This is a genomic window from Chryseobacterium lactis, from assembly GCF_003815875.1.
Classification (GTDB): domain Bacteria; phylum Bacteroidota; class Bacteroidia; order Flavobacteriales; family Weeksellaceae; genus Chryseobacterium; species Chryseobacterium lactis.
Window position 1 is genome coordinate 3,159,105 of record NZ_CP033924.1, and the last position, 24,855, is coordinate 3,183,959.

Here is a 24,855-nt window from a genome sequence, read left to right on the forward strand (position 1 = left end):
CCATGGAAAAAGAAGAATTAAAAATCCTCGCTCAAAACCTCGCTAATCCTCAGGGAGAAAAAGGGGTAGAAATAGGTGAAATGATGAATGCCACCAACATCAGTATGACGTTGGAGAGCATCAAAGCACTTGTGATAGAAGATCATGAGAATATCCTTGAAATAGGACACGGAAATGCAGGTCACCTGAAAAGTATTTTCAAGCTGGCCAAAAATCTGAGCTATACAGGGATTGATATTTCTGAAACGATGCACAACGAAGCCAGAAAATTAAATAAAGAATTTGAAAATCACGCAGATTTTGTGTTGTATGAAGGTAAGAAGCTTCCTTTTGAAGACCGGATTTTTGATAAGATTTTCACTGTTAATACCGTGTACTTCTGGGAAAATCCGGTTGAGTTTTTAAATGAGATCTACAGAGTACTGAAAGATGACGGAACCTTTGTTCTTACTTTCGGACAGCGCGATTTCATGGAGAAATTGCCCTTTACAGCTTACGATTTTACCTTGTACAACAATAATGAAATGGAGGAACTGATTTCCAAAAGTCAATTCAAAAGGATGAAAACTTCTGAAAAGGAAGAAGAAATAAAAAGTAAAACGGGAGAAGAAACAATACAAAGAATTTATACAATTTTAACCATAAAAAAATAAGTAATGAGCACATTAGTTAATGATTTAAAGGAAAAATGGGAAGCTCTGAAAGCAGAAAATCCACATATCAGAATAAGAAATGCAGCGGCACAATTAGAAGTGAGCGAAGCAGAATTATTAGCAACCAGTATCGGTGAAGGAGTAACTGTCCTGAACCCGGATTTTCCTGGTATCCTTACTGAGGCTGAGCAATTAGGAAAAGTAATGGCTCTTACCCGTAATGATGAATGTGTTCATGAAAGAAAAGGAGTTTACCAGAATGGTGATTTCTCAAGCCCTCATGCACAGCTTTTTGTAGGCGAAGATATTGACCTTAGAATTTTCCTTAATCACTGGAAATTTGCTTTTGCAGTAGTAGAAGGAGATAAGAAAAGCTTACAGTTTTTTGGAAAAGACGGTTTAGCACTTCACAAAATCTATTTGACTAAAAACAGCAATGAAGAAGCTTTCGATGCAATTGTGGCAAAATTCAAGGCAGAAGATCAGAATCAGACTTTAACATTTGAAGCGGTAGCTCCAAAACAAGCTGAAAAGGCAGATTCTGAAATCGATACAGAGGGATTCAAAAAAGCATGGACAGAATTAAAAGATACTCATGATTTCTTTATGATGACCAGAAAATTCGGAGTAAGCAGAACACAGGCCTTAAGATTGGCTCCGGAAGGTTTCACAAAGAAAATTGATAATGCTAAAGTAGTGAATGTGCTGGAAGAAGCTTCTGAAAAAAATACTCCTATTATGGCTTTTGTCGGAAACAGAGGGATTATCCAGATTCACACAGGAAATATCAAGAAAACACTTTGGCACCAGCAATGGTTCAATGTAATGGATCCGGACTTCAACCTGCATCTGGATGTAACGAAAATTGCAGAAGCATGGATCGTTAAAAAGCCAACTGAGGATGGAGAGGTAACAGCTATTGAAGTATTCAACAAAGAAGGAGACTTTATCGTTCAGTTTTTCGGTAAAAGAAAACCTGGAATTCCGGAGCTTCAGGAATGGAAAGATCTTGTGGCAACATTAGAGAAATAATAATTAGATGATTTGAATAAGACCGTTTTGTTTGTAAAATTCAAAGCGGTCTTTTTTATGGTAAAAAGATGAAAATACAAATTGACAAATAAGAGAATTTGGTGTACCAGTGATAGTTGTGCTAAGATATTTGTGTAATTTGTGGTTAATTTAAATAATAGATAAAAAATGAAGAATATTCTCATAATGATTTTGCTTACCGGTTTTTGTTCATTACAGGCACAGGACTTTAAAGCATATCAGTTTTATGATAAAAAAGGGAAGGAGATACAGACAGATAAAATAGTTAAAGAGCTGGCAGATTATGATGTGGTCTTCTTTGGAGAAAATCATAACAGCTCGGTGAATCACTGGCTCCAATTAAAAATTACAGAAGCTTTATATCAAAAAAAGAACGGACAGCTTATTTTAGGAGCAGAAATGTTTGAAAGAGATAATCAATCTCAGCTGAACCAATATTTAAATGGGAAATTTGATGCCAAAACCCTGAAAGATTCAGCACGTTTATGGAATAATTATGCAACAGATTATAAGCCTTTGGTTGATTTTGCCAAAAACAAAAAACTGAATTTTATTGCGACCAATATTCCAAGAAAATATGCCTCCCAGACTGCAAAAGAAGGACTGGAATCTTTAAATAAGCTAAGTGATAAAGAAAAAACATATATTGCTCAGCTGCCTATTAAAGTAACATTAGACACTCCCGGCTATACGGAAATGAAGGCAATGATGGGAGATCATGCAGAAGGAACCAAAGTGATGAATTTTATTTCTGCACAGGCAACGAAAGATGCTACCATGGCAGAATCTATTCTAAAAAATAGGCAGCCCGGAAAGACTTTTATTCATTATAACGGAAATTACCACAGCAAAGAATTCGGAGGGATTTACTGGTATATCAAGCAGAAAAATCCAAGCCTGAAAATGGCTGTCATCTCCGTTTTTGAATCCGAAGATCCGGAATTGAAAGTTCCTGCAAAGGATTATGTTCCGACAGATTTTAACCTGATCATTCCGAGTGATATGACAAAGACTTTTTAATCTTTAAGGTTTATAACAGTGAGTTTTTAGCTCGCAGATTAAACAGATCTGGCAGATTTTTATGTGAGATTGATATTCATAAAAGTCATTATAATTCAATAATAACGGGCTTTAGCCCGTTTTTTTATATTAAAAATTCCAACGGCTTCAGCCCAAACTTAAAATAATAATTTGAAACCCTTACCGGAATTAATCATACATATGAAGCATTTTTAAAGGACAATATTTACCTTTGTATCACATTCAGAAAATATGAAAAAACTACCTGTTCTGCTGATCTTTTTTATAGGATTAATCAATGCTCAAAAGCTAACCCCAACTGAGCTTTCGGTAATCAATCAGGGAGAGATCAATTCTGCCTTGCCAATTTATCAGACTACAGATGCACATCAGCATAAAACACTGCTGAGCTTTTCTACAGAAATTGATCCGTTAGATTCTAATACTGCTGTTTTGGTAAAAAGAATGAAAGAATCACTTCTTTCTACAGATGGAGGAGTAGGAATTGCGGCTCCCCAGGTAGGCATCAACAGAAAAGTGATTTGGGTACAACGTTTTGATAAAGAAGGAACACCACTAGAATATTTCATCAATCCGGTGATTGCATGGAAATCCGATGTACAGAACCTAGGTCCGGAAGGAGATTTATCCATTCCTGATTTCAGAGATCAGTTTTACAGAAGCAAAGTGATTCAGTTGGAATATGTGGATTTAAAAGGACAGAAATATTCAGAAATTGTGGAAGGGTTTACAGCTGTTATCTTTCAGCATGAAATCGACCATCTTTTCGGAATTCTGATCTCCGATAAAAAGGAAAAAGAAAAGAATGATTCTTACAAAAAAGTAGATGCATATCAGAAGAGTGACCTGAGTAGAAGATAAAAATATGAGTAATGAGTAATGAGTAATAAGCAATGAGCAATGCCATGAAGGTTGTATAATCTTAGCTTTATCAAATCGATTTATCGATTAATCTCTTTGCTTCCTCTATTTCGAAGTGCCATTTATTGTCTTTGCGTTTAATGAAAACACAAATGACACTAACATCTGCACTAATATCACAAATGTGATCCGCTGTATTTTGAAATAAAATCTTTTCCATTCTCATATTCTACCGGATCAATGTATGAGATTATACCAATGTTAGATTGCAATATTTCTTTAAGCTGACTAAAATATTTTTCTCCAATTTCATCGTTACCAGCTATAGTTAAACTGATAATAAGTTGATCGTCATCGGTAATATTTGCGCCAACCATTATATGATAAGGATTGTCCTGATATTTGTTCCAATAAAAAGTTTGTGAAATTCCAGTGTTCCCAATGAAATAATTGACCATTTCATCTTCTGTTTTAAAAATGTAATTCTGATCATTCGGTTTACAAGCATAGTCTGGATTAAGCTTTTCATAATCAGGAATAAATGTTGCAAGTATCAGATCAATAATCTTTCGTGATTTTTTTCCTGCATAGACCTGATATATAATATCTTTGGTTATTTCCATGGTGTCATAGTGGTTTGATTATCTGCTTCTTATTAGTAGTTGTTTATTGAACTGCTTTCTACAAAACTAGTATTTATTTTTTTCAATTTTTTCAGGACTATCATCATCTGTGTTCATCTGGGAAAATCTGTGGTTAAAAATCATAAAAGGAGCTGTTTTCATTGCGAAAACAGCTCCTTTCGTTATAACTATGCTTAAAAAAATTGGATTAATCGTTGTTGGTTACAGAAAGTTTAACCTCCATATTGTTCCTTGTAGCATTAGAATAAGGACAAATCTGGTGCGCTTTTTCTGTTAAAGATTGCGCTTCCTCAATAGAAACTCCGGGAATATTAACATCCAGTTCAGCTGCCAGTCCAAAACCTCCGTTTTCGATTTGACCGATGCTGATTTGTGCAGTAACAGTCGTTTCCCCGGTTTTTATTTTTGACAAGCTTATCACTCTGTTCAGAGCACTGTCAAAACAAGCTGAGTATCCTGCTGCAAAAAGCATTTCAGGGTTGGCAAAATCATCATTGGCGCCACCCAAAGCTTTTGGCATTTTTACTTCAAGATCAAGAACATTGTTTTCACTTTTTACATGACCATTTCTTCCACCTGTTGCCGTTACTTTTGTTGTATATAAAGTTTTCATTATTTTTCTATTTTGCTTAATATTTTTAGTACTATGTCTTTAAGTTGCAGCAATTCTTCCGGTTGAATATCAATCTTTTTCTGGATCTTTCCCGGAATTTCGCATGCTTTTTTTTGCAGCTGTTTGCCAGCTTCTGCTAAAAATACTTCCACAACTCTTTCGTCTTCTTTTTTTCGTTTTCTCACGATAAACCCTTTAGATTCCAGTCTTTTCAGAAGAGGTGTTAAAGTTCCGCTATCGAGAAATAATTTTTCTCCGATATGGCTAACAGTCAATCCATCACCTTGCCACAATACCATCATTACGAGATATTGAGGATATGTAATGTCAAGCTCATCAAGAAAAGGACGATAAAGTCCGGTAATCTCTTTGGCAATCACATATAAAGGAAAGCAGATTTGGTTTTCTAATTTGGGGGTGTTTGGAGTTTCCATAAGTTTAAGTACGAAAGATTCGATGAAGGTATTACTTTTTTATGATAAATTCTTCCATTGGAATACGGACTTTTTTCATAGAAGATAGCCAGTCATTGGCTTCGTCACGGTATCCAAGGTATAAAAGGCTTACACTTTTTAATCCTAATTCTTTTAATCCCAATACTTCATCTACCACTTGATTATTGAATCCTTCTGCGGGAGTACTGTCGATTTTAAGCTCTGCTGCCTGTGCCAATGCAATTCCTAATGCGATGTACGTCTGGCGTGCGGTATGGGCAAAGTGTTGTTCAGGAGTTTGTGCTCCATACATTTCCTTAATTTTATCGGTGTAGCTTCCAAAACGTCCTCTTGGAAGGTCTCTTACATCCGTATGATGATCATAAACCTTGTCAATTTTTTCATTGGAATAACTGTCCCAGGCTGCGAAAACCAATACATGAGAAGAATCTCTCATCACTTCAGGATTTAAAGCACCTGCTACCATTTTCTCTTTCAGTTCCTGATTTTCAACCACGATAATACGGAATGGTTGCAGTCCTGATGAGGTAGGAGCCAATCTTGCTGCTTCTAAGATAGTATGCAAATCGGCTTCTGAAATTTTTTTGGCAGGATCATATGCTTTTACAGCGTGTCTCCAGTTTAAGTTTTCTAATAATGACATTTTTTATATTTTTTTAAAATTAAACTACTTTCTTGTTGATCTCTGATGTTGATCAAATTAAAATAACAATGCAAATATATAGCCAATTAAATTGTGTACAATTTAATTTTGATAAATTTTATTGATGACAATTATTTACAAAGTAAAAAACAAATGAAGAGAGATACCATAGCTTTTCATCTTTTTCCGCATGATTCGGATTTTTTAAAAAGCTAAGTATTCCAATCTTTGCTATAGAATTTTAAACCAAAAACAATGCAGAAATTTATAAACAAAACAGCTTTAATTACCGGAGGAACAAACGGAATGGGGTTTGCCACCGCTGAAAAATTCATTGAAGAAGGAGGGAAGGTAATTATTACAGGAAGAAGTCAAGAGACCGTTACTAAAGCTTTAGAGAAACTAGGAGAGAATGCTTTTGGAATTGTATCCGATGCTGGAAATATAGAAGATCTTATGAGCTTGCAACAGGAAGTAAGAAAATATACCGATCATGTTGACCTTGTATTTGCCAATGCAGGATATGGAAGGTTTGCTCCTATTGAATATGTGGATGGCAAAGGCTTTGACGAGCTCTTCAATATGCTGGTAAAAGGTCCTTTCTTTACCGTTCAGCAAATATTGCCATTGATGAAAAAGGGGAGTTCGGTTATTTTTAATACCTCAGTAGCTACTGAGATAGCTATGCCTAATTTTTCGGTATATTCTGCAGCAAAATCAGCTGTTCAGTCTTTTATCAAAACATTTGCTGTAGAACTTACAGAAAAGGGAATTCGTGTGAATGGAATAAGTCCGGGACACATTAAAACCAATATTTTTAATAATACAGGTTTAAGCTCGGATCAGATTGAAACTGCAGTACAGGATATTATCCCTACCATTCCTTTTAAAAGGCAGGGTGAAGCATCAGAAATTGCCAATGCAGTACTTTTCCTGGCTTCGGATGAGGCATCCTATATCCATGGAGCAGAGCTAAAGGTAGACGCCGGAATTTCCGTGATCAGATAATAAGTTGAAGATTACTTTACTTCGTTGATTTCTTTGATCATATTAGTTTTACTTTCAACACCTATATTGTAGGTCTTGCCTTTTTTTAAACTTAAATTGACCTTTTCCATGAATGTTTTATAATCGGAAGATTTTTTTGAGATATAAAAAACCTGAGCACTGATTCCAATGGCGACACGCACAACTTCTTCCGGTTTATCCGGATCTTCAAGGATATTGTTGATGGCAGCATTATTATACCAGGTTAATTTCTGGGATTCCGAATGAGACGAACAGGATGTGATCATGGTGAATATTAATAATAAATAAGTCCAGGCTTTCATAGCATAAAATATTAAGTAAAAGCTCCTGCAATATAAAAAAAATGCAGGAGCTCTATAAAAAAGTTAGTTAAAATCCGCAATGTGCTGTACTAGGTACCGGCGCTGAACATCCTGAAAGAGATGAGAATGCCGTTAATGTACAATTTGTATTGACGTAGTTATTGTCATATAGCAAAGAACCGGCAGGGTTTCTGTAGTATACGTTTCCTGCAGTATTTGCAAACGAAGACACAGAAGTTGAACCACAGGTTGAATTTGTACAAGCACTTCTCCATGCAACATCAGTTACTGGTCCGGTGGAGATCAATGAAGGATCAATGATTCTTTTTTCAACCACTCCTGAAGCATTTTTAAAGCTTACAAGGATAGCTACGTGATATACCCATGATACGCAGCACGTACCGGTAGATGCTCTCAGGTTACCATATACGAACTGTTTTTCGCACTCATATCCGGCATTATTCAGAATTTGTCTCATTTTATGAGCTCTTGCATAGCATCCGTCTACAGGATATCTGAACGTGATGCAAGGTGAAGAAGCGGTAGAAGTTCCGCAAGCCTGGTTTTTGATTTGTGTAAATAAACTGTTTAAGGTAGCCAAATCAGGAATCACACTCGCTAATTTGCTGGTTGCAGCATCAGCTTTTACTTCTTTTGTTAAAACAGATTTAAAGTAACGAACATCTTCTTCGGTTGCTTTTTCTACTTTAGCAATCTCGTTTGTATTGGCTTTAGTGAAAACATGAAGAGGCGTTTCATTCTTTACAGCCTGTTTGATCATGGAAATGTAGGCTTCATTTTCCTTTGTGTCCTTTATTTCAAAAGGTTGAGCATTAAGCATCAAAGCAATTCTGAATTTGCCATTTTCCTGATCTATCCCTACCGGAACAGTCTTTCCAAAGTCTTTCACAGTAACTTTAGACTCTTTGGATGTTAACTGCTGATCCTGGTTGGCGTTTGAGTCGGCGCAGGAATTAAATGACAAGACGGTTACAAATACCATCATGGATAACAAAAATTTTCTCATAATATTATAATTTGGTGGTTATTGAATGTGGACTATGGATTTTTTATAGTTCACTATTTTGTGATATTAAAAGTAGAAAAAATTAGAATATCTGCAAATTATTTTTAATAAAATTTTAACAATTAATTTAATTTTTTTAATATTTCCCTTTGAAATGGAGGAATATTTAATAGTAAAATAATATTATATATGAGAATATTGAACTTGTATGAGATGGCGATGTACAGAATATTTTAAACTAAAAAACCAGTTTCAATTGAAACTGGTTCTTATTATATATCGATGTTCTGTTTTATTTGTAAATCAACTCGGCCTGAAAAACATCAGCAAAGTGTTTTCTGATTTTAGCTTTGATATCTTCCATTTCTTCAGGCGTCAATTCCCTTTCCAGTTCTCTTTTTAAAGAGGTTACCTGTTTATCCTTGATTCCACACGGAATGATATATTCAAAATAACGCATATCAGTGTTGATATTTAAAGCAAAGCCATGCAATGTTACCCATCGGGAAGCTTTTACCCCCATAGCGCAGATCTTTCTGGCATAAGGCTTTCCAACATCCAGCCATACACCGGTTTCTCCCGGGGAACGTTCCCCTTTAAGACCATATTCACCAATGGTTCTGATAATTACTTCTTCCAGATTTCTCATATACAAATGAATATCCGTGAAAAAGTTTTCAAGATCCAGAACGGGGTAACCTACAATTTGTCCGTACCCATGATAGGTGATATCACCGCCCCGGTTGGTTTTCACATAGGTTGCTTCCAATTCCTTTAATTTATCGATGCCGGCAAGCATATTTTCTTCATGTCCGCTTTTTCCCAATGTGTAAACATGAGGATGTTCTACCAAAAGGAGGTGATTCGGAGTGGTAATATGTTGCTCTGCAGGAAGATCTCTGTTTTTTATTTTAGTATCAATAATAGACTTCATCAGTTGCTCCTGGTAATCCCAGGCAGGCTGATATTCTTTTATCCCTAAATCTTCAAATTCTACTGCTTTATTTTGATTTGTATTCATTTCAATTTTTGATATACAAATTTAGTGAATTTTACCCTTTTATGGAATGGATAAAATCTATGGCACTTTTCTTCCAATCTTTATCCTGGAGTAAAATATTCACAAAGGCTGTTCCGATAATCCCTCCGTCAGCTTTTTCCGTTACATTTTCAAAATCTTCTTTTGACTTGATTCCAAACCCAATCATCACCGGATTCTTCAATGGAAGAGAAGCTACCCTGGAAAGGTAGTATTCATTTTTCAGAATAGTATTATCATTTCCTGTGGTGGAGGAAGAGCTTACTGCGTACAGAAAACCTGAGCTTAAAGAGTCCAGGTACTGAATTCTTTTATCGGACGTTTCCGGAGTGACCAGGAAAGTGAAATTAAGATTGTATTTTTTTAAAATCTGCTGATAGTTTTTCTCAAATTCAATGGGTGGAAGATCAGGTAAAATTAATCCTGAAACTCCACTTTCCGAACATGCAACACAAAAATTTTCAAATCCGAAACTCAGTACAGGATTGATATATCCCATCAAAATTACCGGAATTTTTATTTCATTTTTAATGGTTTTTAGCTGTGAAAATAGTTTTTCTATTGTCATTCCGTTTTGTAAGGCCTGTTCGTGTGCTTTTTGAATCACAGGTCCGTCAGCCACAGGATCAGAATAAGGCATTCCGATCTCAATCATATCTGCTCCGGAGTCCTGAATGAGCTTTATAATATCAGTGGTATCTTCCAATTGAGGAATTCCCGCTGTGAAGTATATATTTAGTTTTTTCATTTTTTATTGTATCGATATCCGGTTTTCTACAAATTTTTTAAATACGTTTCCATATCCTTATCTCCACGACCACTCAGACAAATTACCACAATGTCATTTTCATTGAATTTCTTTTTGTCTAAAACCGCTAATGCGTGAGCACTTTCCAAAGCGGGAATAATTCCTTCGAGTTTTGTGAGTTCAAAGGCACATTTTAAGGCCTCATCATCATTAATACTGAAAAATTCTGCCCGTTTTTCTTTAAACAAATGGGCATGAAAAGGGCCGATTCCTGGATAATCCAATCCCGCAGAAATGGAGTGAGGCTCAATAACCTGTCCGTCTGCCGTCTGCATTACAAGACTTTTGCTTCCGTGAAGAACTCCTAAGGTTCCTAAAAATGTAGTAGCAGCAGATTTTCCTGAATCAATACCCAGACCTCCGGCTTCAGCAGCAATAATTTTAACGTCTTTTTCTTCTACAAAATGATAAAATGTTCCTGCTGCATTACTCCCTCCACCAACACATGCAATGACATAATCAGGGTTTTCTCTTCCTATTTTTTCTTTAAGCTGCTCTCTGATTTCCTTTGAAATAATACTTTGAAATCTGGCTACAAGATCAGGAAATGGATGAGGTCCTACTACGCTTCCGATAACATAATGAGTAGTCACAGGATTGTTGATCCAGTCCCTTAATGCTTCATTCACTGCGTCTTTAAGTGTTTTAGAACCTGAAGTAGCGGCTACAACTTCTGCCCCCAGCATTTTCATTCTTGCTACGTTCGGAGCCTGTCTTTGGATATCGATTTCACCCATATATACAATACATTCAAGCCCAAGCAAGGCACAGGCCGTAGCGGTTGCAACCCCATGTTGGCCGGCTCCCGTTTCAGCAATGATTCTGGTTTTTCCAAGACGCTTTGCCAGCAAAACCTGTCCAAGTGCATTATTGATTTTATGAGCTCCGGTATGATTAAGGTCTTCTCTTTTTAGATAAATCTGAGTTTTGTATTTCTCACTTAAATTTTTAGCAAAATAGAGTGGTGTAGCACGACCTACATAGTTTTTAAGAAGGTCCTGATATTCATTCTGAAAGTCTTCAGATTCAATAATTTTAAGATAATTCTGTTGCAATTCTTCTACATTCGGATAGAGCATTTCAGGGATGAAGGCGCCTCCAAAATCTCCATAATATCCGTTATCATCGGGGTTTTTATAATTCATTTTTTTATTCTTTAGTAATTAAATAAGCATTATTCTGAGCACTCAGCTTGATGAGCGATTCTTTTCTTTTATCTGATATATGGAAGAGTAAAATATCATCATCTTCAGAGTTGACCCATTCGGAGTCGACGTTTTCCTTGATCATCCTTGCTTTATCATATAAAATTTCAATCCCGCACTTTTCATAAAACGGACGAAGGTCTGTGTGACAAAATCCAATCGTTTCAATATTTCTCTCCTTAACGTTCTCTGTAAAATATTCAACCAATCTGGCTCCATATCCTTTTTTCTTCTGGGCAGCCACTAATCCGACCGCCTCTGCAAAGGAAACTTCTTCTCCTGAAATATCCAGGATGAAATCAAAATTAACTCGAATAATCGCTAATATTGAATCTTCTGCATCTACCAGAAAATGAAATTCAGAATCTTTAAAAAAAGATCGGAAATAGGCTGACTTCATTGTATTCCATGCAGAAATATCCCAAAGCTGAAGAATATGTTCTATTTCCTTTTCTGTTAATTCGTTTGTTTTTTTTATTTGATATTTCATGATTTTAAATTGTAGTCAAATTTAATAAAGAGTCCCGAAGGGACGATTTATCTCCGGCAAATGATGCAATTCTGTGCTGGTAGTTGCATTTTTCAATCAATCCCAAATATATTTTTCATCATAATCAATTTTATGTTTTTCCAAAATTTCAATGAATTCGGTTTTAAAATCTTGTTTCTGATGATGCTGACGTTGGTTTTTGATATAGTTTGTTATCATCTGAACATCCTTTTCTCCTACCGAGAACGCACCGTAACCATTCTGCCAAAAGAAATTTTCGTATTTCTCACCTTTGGTCTTTATCCATTTTGACGAATGGGCTTTTATTTCCTGAACCAATTTCATCAATGCAATCTTCCGGGACAGCCTGCAAAGAATATGAATATGATCATCTGTTCCACCTATTTGTAATGCATAACTTTCAAAATCTTTGCATAATGTGGCAATATAGGTATACAATTCTTTTTCTATTTTTTCATCTATAAAATCATTCCTGTATTTTGTGCTGAATACGATGTGAATGTAATTTTTAACTAATGATTGGGATATATGGTGTTTTTTTCGTTGTGTTTTTTTATTTTTATATGGATTGGATTGCATCCAATGCTGGGTTAAATCGTCCCTTCGGGACTCTTTTGAATGATTGAACTGAATTTTTTAATTCTGTCAATATCTTTATTACCAGGTGATATTTCGAATTTTGAATTGATGTCCAATGCAAAAGGTTTTTGATTCAGGGTTTCTATATTTCTGATATTTTCTTCTGAGATGCCGCCGCTCAGGAAATAGGGAAGTGGAATGTTGAGTTCATTTAAAATAGTCCAATCAAACTGTTTTCCTGTTCCGCCGAATGCCTTGCTGTCTGTATCGAATAAATAATAGGTGGCGGGATCGGAGCCTACAGAACTTAATGTCTGTACTATTTTGGTTTTATTTTCCTGAATATCATTGCCGACCCTGATGACTTTAATAATCTTAATTTCCGGATTTAATTTTTCTCTTAATTCAACAACAAAATCATGGCTTTCATCGCCGTGAAGCTGCACAAGATTTAAACCGGCTTTTTTAACAATTCCAATTATCTTGTCAACCTCTTCATTAACAAATACACCTACTTTTCCCTGATGATTGATGGTTGAGATTTCTTCGAACTTCAGATGATTTCCGACATATCTTGGTGATTTTTCATAAAAGATAAATCCCAGAAAATCTACTTTCATGGTGATTAACTCCTGAATCTGGTTGAGATTTGTTAAACCACAAACCTTGAGGGATGGTGAAAAAATACCTGTTGATGGATGTTTCATAAGAATTTTTTGAGGATTATTGTCAAATTTGTGAGCTAAACTCTTCAAATGCCTTGGCAGGATCTGTATTTCTCATAAAATATTCTCCCATCAGAAAACCGTCAAATCCCTTTTCTTTTAAATAGTTAAAATCATCAAGGTGATAGATTCCACTTTCTGCAACCGATACGACTCCTTTTGGAAGAAGGTTTTTTAACTGAACAGAATGTTGCAGGTCTACTTTAAAATCTTTTAAATTCCTGTTATTAATTCCAACCAGATCAATCTTTGGATTAAAATGTTTCAATTCTTCTTCAGTATGAATTTCCAACAGAACTTCCATCTTTAGTTCATGAGCCAGTTCGGTAAATTCCTGAACCTGATCGGGTGAAAGGCAGGAAGCAATTAATAAAATTACATCCGCACCCATATTTTTTGCTTCATAGAATTGGTATTCATCAATCATGAAGTCTTTTCTAAGGATTGGAATAGTAATAGAATTTCTAACACTCAGAATATCATTAAAATCTCCACCAAAAAAGTCTTTATCCGTCAGGATAGAAATTCCACTGGCTCCAAAATTTTCGTAAGCGAATGTAACTTCAAGAGGTGAAACCTGATCGTTGATAATCCCTTTGGAAGGCGATTGTCTTTTAAACTCAGCAATAATCCCGCTTTTGTTTTTTACAGATTCTTTCAAAGAATAGGTTTTCCTTTCAAAAAACTGAGTATTTTTCAACTGGTCAATGGAAATATTGGATCGGGCTGCAGCGATTTCCTCTTTTTTTCTTTCAATAATTGTATCTAGTATGGTCATTTTTAAATAGTAAATGTTAGAAAATTTTGTTGATCTACTTTAATTTCAATTAATTAAAAGTTCAAAGCTCTGCAGTGCCTTTCCACTTTCCAGACTTTCCTGAGCCATAAGCAGGCAGTTGTCATACGTTCCGAATTTATGAGTGTTGTAAAGGGCAACAGATGCATTGGCCAGAACGACCGAATTCTGCTGTTCAGTTCCTTTTCCTTCCAGAATATTCATGAAAAGTTTTGCTGTTTCCTGAATGGTATTTCCAGCCTTAATATCTTCTAAGGTAACAGGGTTGAACCCCAGATCTTCTGCAGAATAGATGTTTTCTCCGCTCTTGGTGATGATTTTACTATCGTGGGTAAGACTGATTTCGTCATATCCGTCTAAACCATGTACCAGGATAAAATCACGATTTTCTTTTTGAAGGAGATACTGATAAATTCGGGCAATTTCAAGGTTATACACTCCAATCATTGAATATTGAGGTTTTGCAGGATTTACCAAAGGACCTAAAAGATTGAAGAAAGTTCTTAATCCTAACGATTTTCTCAATGCGCCTACCGATTGTAGTGCAGGATGGAAATAGGGCGCATGTAAGAAACAGATATTGGCTTTTTCAAGATCTTCATTCAGCTGATCTGAATTATTTTTAAACTGGTAGCCCAGCTCTTCAAGTACATTGGACGACCCTGTAGTGGTAGAAGCCCCATAATTTCCATGTTTGGTCACCTTTTGTCCGGCTCCGGCCACTACAAAACTGGCCAATGTTGATATATTGATTGTGTTCTTTCCGTCACCTCCGGTTCCTACAATGTCAATAGCATCGCTAGCATCGATCTTTACAGGTGCTGCCATTTGCAGCAAAGCTTCTCTAAAGCCTTCCAGCTCTTTCAAGGTAATATTACGCATCAGAAAAACGCTGATAAAAGCAGTTACTTCTGCCGTGTTGAATTTATTCTGAGCAATCTCAATCATTGTAGCCTTGGCCTCAGATTTTGATAAGGTGTGATGATTGAACAGGTATTGCAATATTTCTTTCATTTGTGGAGTTTTTATTGTTGATGGGATTTCTGTGGTATTCATTGTAAAAGAAAATTTTTGATGATCATTTCTCCGTCAGGAGTTAAAATGCTTTCAGGATGGAACTGTACGCCATGTACATCATAGGTTTTATGTTGTAGAGCCATGATCATTCCGTCTTTGTCTACGGCTGTAATTTCCAGTTCTTCAGGGAAACTTTCCGGATCTACGGCCCAGCTATGGTATCTTCCCACCTCAATTCCTGAGGGTAATTCTCTGAACAATTTTGTGTTTTCCTTTACCAGTTCGGTAGTTGTAGCCACTCCGTGGAAGATTTCGGACAGGTTGATAAGGCTTCCCCCAAAAGCTTCTGCAATAGCTTGTTGTCCAAGGCATACTCCAAGGATACTTTTAGTAGGAGCGTATTCTTTAATTAGATCCAGTAAAATTCCTGCTTCTTCGGGAATTCCCGGTCCGGGAGAAAGAATTATTTTATCGTATTTCCCAACTTCTTCCAATGTGATCTGGTCATTTCTTACGACATCCACTCTTTGGTCCAGAATTCTTTCAATAATCTGAACAAGATTATAGGTAAAACTGTCATAGTTGTCGAAAACAAGAACTTTAAACTGAGGTTGCTGGGTATTTATATTGTTGTTCATTTTTTTATTTTTTATGAATTAATTTTGTTGATAGCAGTTTCTTCAACGCTTAGTTTTCTACTAATTTTTCTGCTTTTTCTACTGCTTTTTTCAGTGCGTTCAGTTTATTGTTGACTTCCTGTAATTCGTTTTCAGGAACTGATTTTGCCACAAGACCGGCTCCGGCCTGATAATAAAGTGTATTATTTTTGCTTAAAAAGGTTCTGATCATGATGGCCTGGTTGCATGTTCCGTTTAATCCGATCATCCCGATGCAGCCTCCGTAATAACCGCGTGAATCTTTTTCATATTGATTGATCAGCTGAAGGGCTTTATGTTTGGGAGCTCCGCTTAATGTTCCTTGTGGGAAAGTGGCAGAAACCATTTCAAGAGGATTAATATCTGCGGCAACATCTGCTGTCACTTCACTTACCATATGAATAACGTGGGAAAAAAGCTGGATTTCTTTCAATTTGGTAACCGTTACATTTTTCCCCAGTTTTCCCAGGTCATTTCTCGCAAGATCAACAAGCATTGTGTGTTCGGCATTTTCTTTAGGATCTGCCTGCAAGCTTTCAATAGCCTGGAGATCAGCTTCAAAATCCCCTGTTCTTTTGGCAGTTCCGGCTATCGGATGAATAATAGCTTTGTTATTTTTAATAATCAGTTGACTTTCAGGGCTTGATCCGAATAATTTATAACTTCCGTAATCAAAATAAAAAAGATAAGGAGAAGGGTTGATATTTCTCAACGCACGGTATACATTAAACTCATCTCCCTTGAATTTTTGCTCAAACCTTCTGCTCAGTACCAATTGAAATACATCTCCTCTCATACAGTGTTTCTGAGCTGTTTTTACCAACTCGATATAATCTTCACTGGTGATATTAGAGGTTTCCTGCCCGTTTTTCTCAAAAGGATAGACAGGAGTATTTTGATTTTTAATTAAGGTTTCTAAAAGATGAAGTTCAGATTTTATACCATCGATTTGGTTTTCAATAATGTACATTTCATCATTGAAATGATTGATGGCAATTACATACTGATAGAGTCTGTATCTGAGAATTGGAATTTCTACTTCCGGACTTTGCGCTTTAAGACTGATATTTTCAAAAAATTGTACTGCTTCAAAACTGGTGTACCCAAAAAGACTTTGAGCTGTCTGTTCAATAGGATCAAGGGTTTCTTTACATTCAAATATTTTACGGAATTCTTCAAAAATATCAATGATGCTGCGTTCCATGATGAACTGCTTTACCGGGGCAGAAGTAGGAAGTTTGATCTCATATTCATTAAGGTTTTTAACTTCAATTCCTGCGATGGCATTCACTGCAATAAAGGAAAAGTTATTATCAATACTTTTGGAATCTGAGCTTTCCAGGAGAATAGTATCACGGAATTTATCTCTTATTTTAAGATAGATATTCATAGGAGTATGAAGATCTCCTAAGGTCTTTTTCGAAACAGTCTTTAATTTAATTTTATCAGTAAACATCTGGAGTTGTATTTTTTGTTAGAGTAAAGGAATAAAAAAAGGCTTTAACGGTATCCGTCAAAGCCTATATATTGTTTGTTTTATTATTTCTGCTGTGCAATTAACAACATGACAATACCTTCAGACCCGACGAAGAGTTTGAAAGCCACCACCAAATATTGTTGTTCATTTTAAACATGGGACAAATGTAGAAATTTTTTTAATACAAAAAATAAAAAATATCAAAAAATAAAAAAACTTAACATCAAAAGCATTTACTTAAGCCGTCCAAGCTCTTTTTTCAATTCCTGAATTTTTGCTTTGTAAGACGCATCATCATAGGTTTCTACATAATCTTCTAAAGCTGCAATATATTCCTCAATGAATTCCTTGTTGGTTCTGTCTGCTTCATATTTTATTTTTGCAGACTTTACAGGAGCTTGTTTTTCATATTCTGATAAAATTTTCCCTTCTCTGGATTGGTCATAAAGGATAACGATGTTTTTTTCATATCCGGGAATGTATTTTACGGGAAAATCCTTTTCATCAGGGATTCTGATTGAATTGCTGATAGGGTAGATCGTCGCACTGGTAGTGGAAAAAAAGGTAGTTGTATATTTTCCATCCTGTTTCTTTACAATTGCTTCGTAATCATGGATATAGCTTTCATTTAACGTAGAATTGGTTTCAACATCGGAGGTGACGGTAGCAGTGCTTTCAACGCCATATTGATTTAAAAACCAAGCGTTTAAAAACTGGCCACAAATTCCATTCAAAATGGCTAAAGGAATGATTGGAATCAGAAACCGTGCTTTTTTTGTGATGTAATAAATGAATCCAAAGAACAAAATAAGTAGTATCACAGTATAAAAACCATGATGGCTGGTGAAAAACAGAATTTTTGAGATTAAAACCATGTTTAAATGTACTATTATCTTTTGAAATATTATTGTTTTAAACGCTTAGTTTACAAAGAATTAATCAATTACTTATTGTAACATCTTCAGGCAGGCTTTTCTTACAGTATCATTTGTTAAATGAATTGACGTTGACCGGCTCTAATGGAATATTTTAGCAAACATATCGTTAAAGGTTTATTAATGCACGGGTTCCGAAAGTGGCAGATCAGGAGATCCGCTGTAGAAAACAATCAAAGTGGCTCCTTTGTCTCCGGTTTTACCTCTATGGGCAATATTAACCATCTCCGGAAGTACCTGTCCTTGCTTTATCCATTGGATTTTACCACTTTCTTTAACTTCTATCTGGATTTCGCCTTTTTCTACATATGCTGCATTGATCACAGGGTGCTTGTGCCAATCTAAAGCTTTGTTGGGAGGTACAGAGATTTTAAGGACCGATATTTCAGGCTGTCCCGTGGGATAGGCGGGGTAGAGGGTTCCTTCCCAGGATTTGGAAGTTTTTAAGAGGGTAACAGATTCAATTTTATCGGAATATTCTGATTTTTGATTATCAGATGATGAATTGTCACACGATAGAATGAGGGTACAAAGTACAACAAGTAAGGCTGTACCAAATAAATTTCTTTTTGTCATAGGTATACATTATTAGTTTATGGATTTACTTATCCATTCCACAAAAATAATAACCAGATTTAAATTTCCCTAGTAAATGAATTATTTTTTTGATTTTATTAATTAAAATTCAAGCTTAAAAAATATTCTTCAAAGAAAACATTTGTCATAAGTTTAAAAGTTTATTTTTTATATTTTTGCTATCAAATTAGAAAAAAATGAAAAAAGTATTAGCAATCGCATTTATCGGAGGTTTATTATTAGCTAGCTGTTCTAAAAAAGCAGATCATTCTTTACAAGATAGCAACACTATGCTTGAAGAACCGGCAGCAACTACTGTTGTAGATTCTACTGCTAAACCGGCTGCTCCTGCTGCTGCAACACCTGCTGCACCTGCATCTGCTAAAAAAGATTCTACAGCGAAGAAATAATGAAAAAAATATTTTTGGCAGGAATGCTGGGTCTTTTGACCGTTTCCTGTTCTAAAAAAGAAAATACAGCTGAAGTGGCAACTTCTTCTGAGACCAATACTGTTTCAGAACCTGCAAAATCTAATCTGTCAGGTGATCAGATCATCGAAACATTAGATTGTTCAGGGTGTCACTCTGCTACTGAAAGAATGATAGGACCTTCTTATCAGGAAATCGCCAACAAATACTCTCAAAAGGATGTTGAACTGCTGGCTTCCAAGATTATCGAAGGCGGAAGTGGAGTTTGGGGAGGTGTCCCTATGGCTGCCCATCCACAGGTATCTAAAGAAGATGCTAAAAAGATGGTAGAATATATTTTAAGCCAAAAAAAATAAATGTCTACTGAAAAATCCAGTCTGCACACAAGAAATCTGCATCGTAATCCCTATGATTTTGAGCAGCTTATTTCTTGTGTGCCGGAACTGAAACATTATGTTTTCGTAAATGCCTATCAAACGGCAACCATTAACTTCAGTATTCCTGAAGCAGTTAAGCTACTCAACAAAGCTTTACTTTTGCATTTTTATAATGTTAAAAACTGGGATATTCCGGATAGCAACTTATGCCCTCCCATCCCTGGTAGAGCTGATTATATTCATTATATTGCCGATCTTTTGGCAGAACAGAAAGGTGACATTCCGACAGGTATTTCTGTGAAAGGGTTAGATGTGGGAGTAGGAGCCAATCTTGTTTATCCTTTAATTGCTCATAAATCCTATGGTTGGAAGATGCTTGGGACAGATATCAATGAAGATTCATTGAAAAATGCTCAGCATATTTTGGATCAAAATCCGGATTTACTATCGGTAATTGAACTACAGCATCAGCCTGATTCTCATTATATATTTAAAAATATACTAAGTTCTGAAGATCGGTTTACATTTTCAATGTGCAATCCTCCTTTTCATGATTCTAAGGAATCTATGATCAAAGGAAATATAAGGAAAACAAAAAATCTTAACCACTCAAAGAAACAAAAGCCCCTGCTTAATTTTGGGGGGCAGCAGTCTGAATTGTGGTGTGAAGGTGGTGAACTGGCTTTTATTACCAAAATGATAAATGAAAGCAGTCTGTATTCATCTCAGATTCTTTGGTTTACCTGCCTGGTTTCAAAAAAAGACAATCTTCCTAAACTGACTGCTCTTTTAAAGAAGGCAAAAGTGGCAGATTTTAAAACAGTTGATATGGCGCAGGGACAAAAAGTAAGCAGAATGCTAGCCTGGACGTTTATTCCTCAAAAGGAAAGGAAAAGGTGGTTTGTTTAAAGTTCAAGGTTTAAAGTTAATAGGACGATAGTTCATATTCAGCACTCCCGATACCCCGTATCACGCATTTCAACTCCATTTCAGGTCTACATTTTAAAAATTTCTGAAAAAATCAATTGACGGGCAAGGCAAAAATGCCTAAATTTGTACGCTTTTAGAAAAATAAGAAATGCAATTATCAGAACAAGAAATCATTAGAAGAGAAAAGCTTAATAAGCTGACTGAAATGGGGATTAATGCGTTCCCGGCGGAGGAGTATATAATTACAGATACTACCGAATCTATAAAACAGGACTTTTCTGAAAGTAAACAGGTGAAGATCGCCGGTAGATTGATGTCACGAAGAATTCAAGGGAAAGCTTCTTTTGCAGAATTGCAGGATTCTAAAGGAAAAATCCAGGTTTATTTCAACAGAGACGAGATCTGTACGGGAGAAAATAAAGAACTATATAATGAAGTATACAAGCATCTTTTGGATATCGGAGATATTATCGGTATTGAAGGAGAATTGTTTACGACCCAGGTAGGAGAGAAGACGGTTTTGGTAAAGAATTTTACTCTTCTTACCAAGGCACTTCGTCCTCTTCCTCAGGCAAAAACTGATGAGAATGGTGTTGTACACGACGGTTTTACAGATCCTGAGCTAAGATACAGACAACGTTATGTAGATTTAACAGTAAATCCACAGGTGAAAGAGATTTTCGTAAAAAGAACAAAATTGTTCAATGCGATGAGAACTTTCTTTAACGATGCCGGATATTTTGAGGTGGAAACTCCAATCTTACAGTCTATTCCTGGTGGAGCGGCAGCAAAACCTTTTATTACGCATCATAATGCTTTAGATATTCCTTTATATTTAAGAATTGCCAACGAATTGTATCTGAAAAGATTGATCGTAGGTGGTTTTGACGGAGTATATGAATTCTCAAAGAACTTCAGAAATGAAGGGATGGACAGAACCCATAACCCGGAATTTACAGCAATGGAAATCTATGTAGCTTATAAAGACTACAACTGGATGATGGATTTCACAGAGAAATTATTGGAATTCTGTGCTATTCAGGTAAATGGAACTACAACAGCAACGTTTGGAGAGCATAATGTTGACTTTAAAGCTCCTTATCCAAGAGTTTCAATGACGGAAGCTATCCTGAAATTCACTGGTTTTGATATTACGGGAAAAACTGAGCAGGAACTATATGATTTTGCAAAGTCTATCGGAATTGAAGTGAACGAAACAATGGGTAAAGGGAAATTAATTGATGAGATTTTCGGTGAAAAGTGTGAAGGAAACTTCATTCAGCCGACGTTCATTACAGATTACCCGATCGAAATGTCTCCATTAACGAAAAAACACAGAAGCAAAGAGGGCTTGACAGAGCGTTTTGAATTGATGGTTTGCGGAAAAGAAATCGCAAACGCTTATTCGGAGCTTAATGATCCGATTGATCAGAGAGAACGTTTTGAAGCTCAGATGGCTCTTTCGGAAAGAGGAGATGATGAAGCAATGTTCATCGATCAGGATTTCTTAAGAGCGTTAGAATACGGTATGCCGCCAACTTCAGGATTAGGAATCGGTATGGACAGATTAATCATGTTCTTAACGAACAATGCTTCTATCCAGGAAGTATTATTCTTCCCTCAGATGAGACCGGAAAAGACTGTTCCGCAGATTGAATTAGGAGAAGATGAAAAGGTAATCCTTGAAATCCTTAATTCTCAGGAAGAGCCGATGGCTTTAAATGAAGTCAAGAACAGAAGCCAGCTCTCAGGTAAGAAATGGGATAAAGCTTCTAAAACTTTAACTAAAAACAACTTAGTGAAAGTAGAGAAGATTGATGAAAATCTTTTGATGAAACTAGCTTAGTTGTAAACAAAATAATAATAAAACCGGTATAGAATTATTCTGTACCGGTTTCTTTTTTCCATTTCCGAAAGATTGCATCTGGACTTATTTCCTCAATTTACTGAACGAAGCCATCAGATAGAATAAAAACGGAAGAATAAACAATGAGCCCAGCATTAAAGCCCATCCCAGAGCTGCAATGGTTTTTTCAGGAGCCATATGTTCCAGCAGTGAAAGGTGCTGTCCGTTTCCTAATAAAATAATATTCGGATTATGCTGATACGTCGCTGCGACAAGGATCATCACCATTTGAAAACCCGCGAGCGCACGTACAGGAAGTAGTTTTTGATTGTTTAAAGCTCTAAGAATAAGAAGTAAAGCTATGGTGGCAAAAGCAATGGCCATAATTCCCAAAGGTTTTGAAAATACCCACATCAAAAGAGGGATATCTGAAATATAAGCGGTAGCAAATACAAGAATTCCTGTGATGACTACAAAGATCATAGTCTGTTTGGATTTTCTGATCATCAATAAAAGATCAGCTTTATCGCGGGTCTCCCTTAATGAGAAAATAGAGGCGAGATAAGCACAAAGCGCTACAGTAAATAATCCCACAGAAACTCCAAACCAATTTAACCAGCTGAAAATATACAGATCCAGAAAGCCTACTGCATCAGGATTAATAGAATGTGAAACGGTTGCAGCAGCAATTAATCCTAAAAAGAAAGGAGTCAGGAGACTGGCATAGTAGAAAATCTGAGTGTATAACACCTGCCAGTTATCTTTCACTGCATCATAATGCCTGAAAGTGAAGGCCGTTCCTCTCGCTATAATTCCTACAAGCATCAGTACCAAAGGAATATGAAGATAGGTAGACATCGTTGTATAGATTTCAGGAAACCCTACAAAAAGAATTACAATAGCAATGATTAACCACATATGATTGGCCTCCCAGACGGGAGCTATGGATTCATACATAATTTCCTGAGTCTTATGACGGGCTTTTTTATTACTGAAAAGCTCCACAATACCGGCTCCGAAGTCGGCTCCGCCCAGAATAATATAAAGACAGATGGAAAGCCATAGAAAGCCTATAACAATGTAAATCATGATTTTTGGTTTTTATCGTTAAACTGTGGATCTGTAGGATCGTAAAGCCTGGGTACCATTTGTATTTGCCTTCTTAAGAGGAAAACAAGAATTAATGATAAGGAAACGAAGATCGCTGTAAAGAAATAGAATGAATACTGTATTCCCGGCATTGGAGTTACTGCGTCAACCGTTCTCATAATCCCGTAAATAATCCAGGGCTGACGCCCCACTTCAGTCACGGTCCAGCCTGCTTCCAAGGCAATATATCCGAATGGAGTTGCCATTAAAAATGTTTTTAACAACCAGTTTTTACTCAGCCATTCCTTTTTAAAGAAGAAAGCATAAAGGTAAACAGCTCCGATACCAATCATAATGACTCCAAAGAAAATCATAATCTGGAAAGCATAATGAACAACTGCAATCGGAGGCCATTCGTCTCTGGGAAAATCTTTAAGACCTTTTACTTCTGCATTAAAATCATTACTTACCAAAAAGCTTAAAACTTTTGGAATTTTAACAGCATATTTAATTTCTTCTTTTTCTTCGTCAGGAATTCCACCAATGACGAATGCAGCGCCTTTTTCTGTTTCAAAATGCGCTTCCATAGCAGCTAATTTGATGGGTTGTCTTTCTGCGACAGATTTTGCCGCCACATCACCACTTAAAGGAGCACCAAATGCCCCGATAAGAGCAAAGCCAACTGCAATTCTGAATGCTTTTGTATGGAATTCAACATTTTTTCTTCTCATAATTAAAAAAGCATGAACTCCTGCAACAGCAAATCCAGTCGCACAAAATGCCGCTACCGTCATATGCAGAGCCTGTGGAAACCACGCATCATTAAACATCGCTTTAATAGGATCTATATTCAGATATTGCCCGTTAATATAGTCAAATCCTGTGGGAGAGTTCATCCAGGCGTTGGCGGCAACCACAAGAATTCCTGATGCTAACCCGCTTACTCCGACCAGAAAGCCACAGAACCAGTGAAACCACTTATTAAACCTTTCCCAGCCATATAAAAAGAATCCAATGGCAATGGCCTCAATAAAGAAGGCCGTTCCTTCCAGAGAAAAAGGCATTCCGAAAATGGGACCAGCATGTTTCATAAAACCTGGCCACAGAAGCCCAAGCTCAAAGGAAAGCATCGTCCCGGAAACAGCTCCCGTTGCAAATAGAATAGCTACCCCTTTGCTCCAGGCTTTGGTGAGTCCCTTGTAAACTTCATTATTGGTTTTTAGGTATTTCCAGTGGGCAAAAGCCATTAAAAAAGGCATTACCATCCCCACACAGGAGAATATGATATGAAAGCCCAGAGAAAGCGCCATCTGAGCGCGGGCTGCTATAAAATCATCCATAATATCAACTTTTCAGTAAATAAATTTACGTATAAATTATTGATGTAGAATATGATTTACAACAGCACAGGTTTTGTGAATAGATTTTAACTTTGTTTTTTTATATCTTAATTTAAGGTGCCGGATCTTTAGATTAAAATGTTTTTTATATAAAATCAGGTAAGTATAGGTGGAAGTGCAGCCTTCAAAAAGATAAAAAA

At 36.2% G+C, this 24,855-nt stretch carries 29 protein-coding genes; 9 read left to right on the top strand and 20 right to left on the bottom strand.

Translation table 11 applies throughout. The features are described 5' to 3' along the window. The first annotated feature begins 2 nt into the window (after positions 1–2). The 4 genes from EG342_RS13985 to EG342_RS14000 all read left to right on the top strand — a co-directional run bounded on the left by EG342_RS13985 (position 3) and on the right by EG342_RS14000 (position 3,608). Positions 3–653 (top strand): class I SAM-dependent methyltransferase, encoded by a 651-nt coding sequence (locus tag EG342_RS13985; protein WP_103292979.1) that lies wholly within the window; start codon positions 3–5, stop codon positions 651–653. 3 nt (positions 654–656) lie between these two features. Continuing rightward, complete coding sequence (locus EG342_RS13990; protein ID WP_103292978.1) at positions 657–1,685, top strand: hemin-degrading factor; 1,029 nt, start codon at positions 657–659, stop codon at positions 1,683–1,685. A 168-nt stretch (positions 1,686–1,853) separates the two neighbouring features. Continuing rightward, entirely contained in the window at positions 1,854–2,726 is an 873-nt protein-coding gene (locus tag EG342_RS13995) for a ChaN family lipoprotein (RefSeq protein ID WP_103292977.1), read from the top strand. A gap of 252 nt (positions 2,727–2,978) precedes the next feature. Continuing rightward, positions 2,979–3,608: a peptide deformylase gene (locus EG342_RS14000; protein WP_103292976.1), complete on the top strand. Its 630-nt coding sequence runs from the start codon at positions 2,979–2,981 to the stop codon at positions 3,606–3,608. A gap of 176 nt (positions 3,609–3,784) precedes the next feature. On the opposite strand, the gene EG342_RS14005 is transcribed toward EG342_RS14000, so the two are convergent. The 4 genes from EG342_RS14005 to EG342_RS14020 all read right to left on the bottom strand — a co-directional run bounded on the left by EG342_RS14005 (position 3,785) and on the right by EG342_RS14020 (position 5,963). Further along, positions 3,785–4,231 (bottom strand): hypothetical protein, encoded by a 447-nt coding sequence (locus EG342_RS14005; RefSeq protein WP_103292975.1) that lies wholly within the window; start codon positions 4,229–4,231, stop codon positions 3,785–3,787. Between the two features lie 208 nt (positions 4,232–4,439). Then, the gene (locus EG342_RS14010; protein WP_103292974.1) at positions 4,440–4,865 is read right to left on the bottom strand and encodes an organic hydroperoxide resistance protein; all 426 of its coding nucleotides are present in this window, start codon (positions 4,863–4,865) and stop codon (positions 4,440–4,442) included. Next, entirely contained in the window at positions 4,865–5,299 is a 435-nt protein-coding gene (locus EG342_RS14015; protein WP_103292973.1) for a MarR family winged helix-turn-helix transcriptional regulator, read from the bottom strand. Before EG342_RS14015 ends, EG342_RS14010 begins: the two co-directional genes overlap by 1 nt. Positions 5,300–5,330: 31 nt before the next feature. Beyond that, positions 5,331–5,963 carry an NAD(P)H-dependent oxidoreductase gene (locus EG342_RS14020; protein ID WP_103292972.1) on the bottom strand — a complete coding sequence of 211 codons (633 nt, stop codon included), beginning with the start codon at positions 5,961–5,963 and terminating at the stop codon, positions 5,331–5,333. Between the two features lie 255 nt (positions 5,964–6,218). Here EG342_RS14020 and EG342_RS14025 point away from each other — a divergent pair, with 255 nt between their 5' ends. Then, positions 6,219–6,971: an SDR family oxidoreductase gene (locus tag EG342_RS14025; protein WP_103292971.1), complete on the top strand. Its 753-nt coding sequence runs from the start codon at positions 6,219–6,221 to the stop codon at positions 6,969–6,971. A gap of 11 nt (positions 6,972–6,982) precedes the next feature. Here EG342_RS14025 and EG342_RS14030 read toward each other — a convergent pair whose 3' ends face one another. The 14 genes from EG342_RS14030 to EG342_RS14095 form a co-directional block, all read right to left on the bottom strand. Then, positions 6,983–7,294: a hypothetical protein gene (locus EG342_RS14030; RefSeq protein WP_103292970.1), complete on the bottom strand. Its 312-nt coding sequence runs from the start codon at positions 7,292–7,294 to the stop codon at positions 6,983–6,985. A 67-nt stretch (positions 7,295–7,361) separates the two neighbouring features. Next, complete coding sequence (locus tag EG342_RS14035; protein WP_123868100.1) at positions 7,362–8,321, bottom strand: protein-glutamine glutaminase; 960 nt, start codon at positions 8,319–8,321, stop codon at positions 7,362–7,364. Between the two features lie 292 nt (positions 8,322–8,613). After that, positions 8,614–9,342, bottom strand: coding sequence for a lipoyl(octanoyl) transferase LipB (lipB, locus tag EG342_RS14040; RefSeq protein WP_103292968.1), 729 nt, complete (start codon positions 9,340–9,342; stop codon positions 8,614–8,616). 31 nt (positions 9,343–9,373) lie between these two features. After that, a complete protein-coding gene (gene trpA, locus EG342_RS14045) occupies positions 9,374–10,108 on the bottom strand; it encodes a tryptophan synthase subunit alpha (RefSeq protein ID WP_103292967.1) in 735 nt (244 codons plus the stop codon). A 26-nt stretch (positions 10,109–10,134) separates the two neighbouring features. Then, the gene (gene trpB, locus EG342_RS14050) at positions 10,135–11,313 is read right to left on the bottom strand and encodes a tryptophan synthase subunit beta (protein ID WP_103292966.1); all 1,179 of its coding nucleotides are present in this window, start codon (positions 11,311–11,313) and stop codon (positions 10,135–10,137) included. 4 nt (positions 11,314–11,317) lie between these two features. Beyond that, a complete protein-coding gene (locus EG342_RS14055; protein WP_103292965.1) occupies positions 11,318–11,863 on the bottom strand; it encodes a GNAT family N-acetyltransferase in 546 nt (181 codons plus the stop codon). Between the two features lie 96 nt (positions 11,864–11,959). After that, a complete protein-coding gene (gene tnpA / locus EG342_RS14060; protein WP_213083885.1) occupies positions 11,960–12,463 on the bottom strand; it encodes an IS200/IS605 family transposase in 504 nt (167 codons plus the stop codon). Between the two features lie 11 nt (positions 12,464–12,474). Continuing rightward, a complete protein-coding gene (locus EG342_RS14065; RefSeq protein ID WP_103293070.1) occupies positions 12,475–13,170 on the bottom strand; it encodes a phosphoribosylanthranilate isomerase in 696 nt (231 codons plus the stop codon). Positions 13,171–13,192: 22 nt separating this feature from the next. Next, positions 13,193–13,966: an indole-3-glycerol phosphate synthase TrpC gene (trpC, locus tag EG342_RS14070; RefSeq protein ID WP_103292964.1), complete on the bottom strand. Its 774-nt coding sequence runs from the start codon at positions 13,964–13,966 to the stop codon at positions 13,193–13,195. 45 nt (positions 13,967–14,011) lie between these two features. Further along, the gene (gene trpD, locus EG342_RS14075) at positions 14,012–14,998 is read right to left on the bottom strand and encodes an anthranilate phosphoribosyltransferase (RefSeq protein WP_103293069.1); all 987 of its coding nucleotides are present in this window, start codon (positions 14,996–14,998) and stop codon (positions 14,012–14,014) included. 38 nt (positions 14,999–15,036) lie between these two features. Beyond that, positions 15,037–15,639 carry an anthranilate synthase component II gene (locus tag EG342_RS14080; protein WP_103292963.1) on the bottom strand — a complete coding sequence of 201 codons (603 nt, stop codon included), beginning with the start codon at positions 15,637–15,639 and terminating at the stop codon, positions 15,037–15,039. 49 nt (positions 15,640–15,688) lie between these two features. Beyond that, a complete protein-coding gene (locus EG342_RS14085; protein ID WP_103292962.1) occupies positions 15,689–17,113 on the bottom strand; it encodes an anthranilate synthase component I family protein in 1,425 nt (474 codons plus the stop codon). A 254-nt stretch (positions 17,114–17,367) separates the two neighbouring features. Continuing rightward, positions 17,368–18,009: a hypothetical protein gene (locus EG342_RS14090; RefSeq protein ID WP_103292961.1), complete on the bottom strand. Its 642-nt coding sequence runs from the start codon at positions 18,007–18,009 to the stop codon at positions 17,368–17,370. A 180-nt stretch (positions 18,010–18,189) separates the two neighbouring features. Next, positions 18,190–18,645 (bottom strand): cupin domain-containing protein, encoded by a 456-nt coding sequence (locus tag EG342_RS14095; protein ID WP_103292960.1) that lies wholly within the window; start codon positions 18,643–18,645, stop codon positions 18,190–18,192. Positions 18,646–18,842: 197 nt separating this feature from the next. Here EG342_RS14095 and EG342_RS14100 point away from each other — a divergent pair, with 197 nt between their 5' ends. The 4 genes from EG342_RS14100 to lysS all read left to right on the top strand — a co-directional run bounded on the left by EG342_RS14100 (position 18,843) and on the right by lysS (position 22,226). After that, positions 18,843–19,055: a hypothetical protein gene (locus EG342_RS14100; RefSeq protein ID WP_103292959.1), complete on the top strand. Its 213-nt coding sequence runs from the start codon at positions 18,843–18,845 to the stop codon at positions 19,053–19,055. Next, positions 19,055–19,429, top strand: a complete 375-nt coding sequence (locus EG342_RS14105) for a c-type cytochrome (RefSeq protein WP_103292958.1) — start codon at positions 19,055–19,057, stop codon at positions 19,427–19,429. The genes EG342_RS14100 and EG342_RS14105 overlap by 1 nt, the downstream gene beginning before the upstream one ends. Then, positions 19,430–20,359 carry a 23S rRNA (adenine(1618)-N(6))-methyltransferase RlmF gene (gene rlmF / locus EG342_RS14110; RefSeq protein ID WP_103292957.1) on the top strand — a complete coding sequence of 310 codons (930 nt, stop codon included), beginning with the start codon at positions 19,430–19,432 and terminating at the stop codon, positions 20,357–20,359. It begins immediately after the preceding gene. A 169-nt stretch (positions 20,360–20,528) separates the two neighbouring features. Next, positions 20,529–22,226 (top strand): lysine--tRNA ligase, encoded by a 1,698-nt coding sequence (gene lysS / locus EG342_RS14115; RefSeq protein WP_103292956.1) that lies wholly within the window; start codon positions 20,529–20,531, stop codon positions 22,224–22,226. Positions 22,227–22,310: 84 nt separating this feature from the next. Here lysS and EG342_RS14120 read toward each other — a convergent pair whose 3' ends face one another. Together EG342_RS14120 and EG342_RS14125 are read right to left on the bottom strand one after the other, a co-directional pair. Next, complete coding sequence (locus EG342_RS14120; RefSeq protein ID WP_103292955.1) at positions 22,311–23,315, bottom strand: cytochrome d ubiquinol oxidase subunit II; 1,005 nt, start codon at positions 23,313–23,315, stop codon at positions 22,311–22,313. Further along, positions 23,312–24,655, bottom strand: coding sequence for a cytochrome ubiquinol oxidase subunit I (locus EG342_RS14125; protein ID WP_103292954.1), 1,344 nt, complete (start codon positions 24,653–24,655; stop codon positions 23,312–23,314). The genes EG342_RS14120 and EG342_RS14125 overlap by 4 nt, the downstream gene beginning before the upstream one ends. Between the last annotated feature and the right edge of the window lie 200 nt (positions 24,656–24,855).

What these genes read in the sequence shown, in the direction of transcription:
- EG342_RS13985 (WP_103292979.1), top strand. Translation starts at nt 3, where the DNA reads ATGGAAAAAGAAGAATTAAAAATCCTCGCTCAAAACCTCGCTAATCCT.
- EG342_RS13990 (WP_103292978.1), top strand. Translation starts at nt 657, where the DNA reads ATGAGCACATTAGTTAATGATTTAAAGGAAAAATGGGAAGCTCTGAAA.
- EG342_RS13995 (WP_103292977.1), top strand. Translation starts at nt 1,854, where the DNA reads ATGAAGAATATTCTCATAATGATTTTGCTTACCGGTTTTTGTTCATTA.
- EG342_RS14000 (WP_103292976.1), top strand. Translation starts at nt 2,979, where the DNA reads ATGAAAAAACTACCTGTTCTGCTGATCTTTTTTATAGGATTAATCAAT.
- EG342_RS14005 (WP_103292975.1), bottom strand. Translation starts at nt 4,231, where the DNA reads ATGGAAATAACCAAAGATATTATATATCAGGTCTATGCAGGAAAAAAA.
- EG342_RS14010 (WP_103292974.1), bottom strand. Translation starts at nt 4,865, where the DNA reads ATGAAAACTTTATATACAACAAAAGTAACGGCAACAGGTGGAAGAAAT.
- EG342_RS14015 (WP_103292973.1), bottom strand. Translation starts at nt 5,299, where the DNA reads ATGGAAACTCCAAACACCCCCAAATTAGAAAACCAAATCTGCTTTCCT.
- EG342_RS14020 (WP_103292972.1), bottom strand. Translation starts at nt 5,963, where the DNA reads ATGTCATTATTAGAAAACTTAAACTGGAGACACGCTGTAAAAGCATAT.
- EG342_RS14025 (WP_103292971.1), top strand. Translation starts at nt 6,219, where the DNA reads ATGCAGAAATTTATAAACAAAACAGCTTTAATTACCGGAGGAACAAAC.
- EG342_RS14030 (WP_103292970.1), bottom strand. Translation starts at nt 7,294, where the DNA reads ATGAAAGCCTGGACTTATTTATTATTAATATTCACCATGATCACATCC.
- EG342_RS14035 (WP_123868100.1), bottom strand. Translation starts at nt 8,321, where the DNA reads ATGAGAAAATTTTTGTTATCCATGATGGTATTTGTAACCGTCTTGTCA.
- lipB (WP_103292968.1), bottom strand. Translation starts at nt 9,342, where the DNA reads ATGAATACAAATCAAAATAAAGCAGTAGAATTTGAAGATTTAGGGATA.
- trpA (WP_103292967.1), bottom strand. Translation starts at nt 10,108, where the DNA reads ATGAAAAAACTAAATATATACTTCACAGCGGGAATTCCTCAATTGGAA.
- trpB (WP_103292966.1), bottom strand. Translation starts at nt 11,313, where the DNA reads ATGAATTATAAAAACCCCGATGATAACGGATATTATGGAGATTTTGGA.
- EG342_RS14055 (WP_103292965.1), bottom strand. Translation starts at nt 11,863, where the DNA reads ATGAAATATCAAATAAAAAAAACAAACGAATTAACAGAAAAGGAAATA.
- tnpA (WP_213083885.1), bottom strand. Translation starts at nt 12,463, where the DNA reads ATGCAATCCAATCCATATAAAAATAAAAAAACACAACGAAAAAAACAC.
- EG342_RS14065 (WP_103293070.1), bottom strand. Translation starts at nt 13,170, where the DNA reads ATGAAACATCCATCAACAGGTATTTTTTCACCATCCCTCAAGGTTTGT.
- trpC (WP_103292964.1), bottom strand. Translation starts at nt 13,966, where the DNA reads ATGACCATACTAGATACAATTATTGAAAGAAAAAAAGAGGAAATCGCT.
- trpD (WP_103293069.1), bottom strand. Translation starts at nt 14,998, where the DNA reads ATGAAAGAAATATTGCAATACCTGTTCAATCATCACACCTTATCAAAA.
- EG342_RS14080 (WP_103292963.1), bottom strand. Translation starts at nt 15,639, where the DNA reads ATGAACAACAATATAAATACCCAGCAACCTCAGTTTAAAGTTCTTGTT.
- EG342_RS14085 (WP_103292962.1), bottom strand. Translation starts at nt 17,113, where the DNA reads ATGTTTACTGATAAAATTAAATTAAAGACTGTTTCGAAAAAGACCTTA.
- EG342_RS14090 (WP_103292961.1), bottom strand. Translation starts at nt 18,009, where the DNA reads ATGGTTTTAATCTCAAAAATTCTGTTTTTCACCAGCCATCATGGTTTT.
- EG342_RS14095 (WP_103292960.1), bottom strand. Translation starts at nt 18,645, where the DNA reads ATGACAAAAAGAAATTTATTTGGTACAGCCTTACTTGTTGTACTTTGT.
- EG342_RS14100 (WP_103292959.1), top strand. Translation starts at nt 18,843, where the DNA reads ATGAAAAAAGTATTAGCAATCGCATTTATCGGAGGTTTATTATTAGCT.
- EG342_RS14105 (WP_103292958.1), top strand. Translation starts at nt 19,055, where the DNA reads ATGAAAAAAATATTTTTGGCAGGAATGCTGGGTCTTTTGACCGTTTCC.
- rlmF (WP_103292957.1), top strand. Translation starts at nt 19,430, where the DNA reads ATGTCTACTGAAAAATCCAGTCTGCACACAAGAAATCTGCATCGTAAT.
- lysS (WP_103292956.1), top strand. Translation starts at nt 20,529, where the DNA reads ATGCAATTATCAGAACAAGAAATCATTAGAAGAGAAAAGCTTAATAAG.
- EG342_RS14120 (WP_103292955.1), bottom strand. Translation starts at nt 23,315, where the DNA reads ATGATTTACATTGTTATAGGCTTTCTATGGCTTTCCATCTGTCTTTAT.
- EG342_RS14125 (WP_103292954.1), bottom strand. Translation starts at nt 24,655, where the DNA reads ATGGATGATTTTATAGCAGCCCGCGCTCAGATGGCGCTTTCTCTGGGC.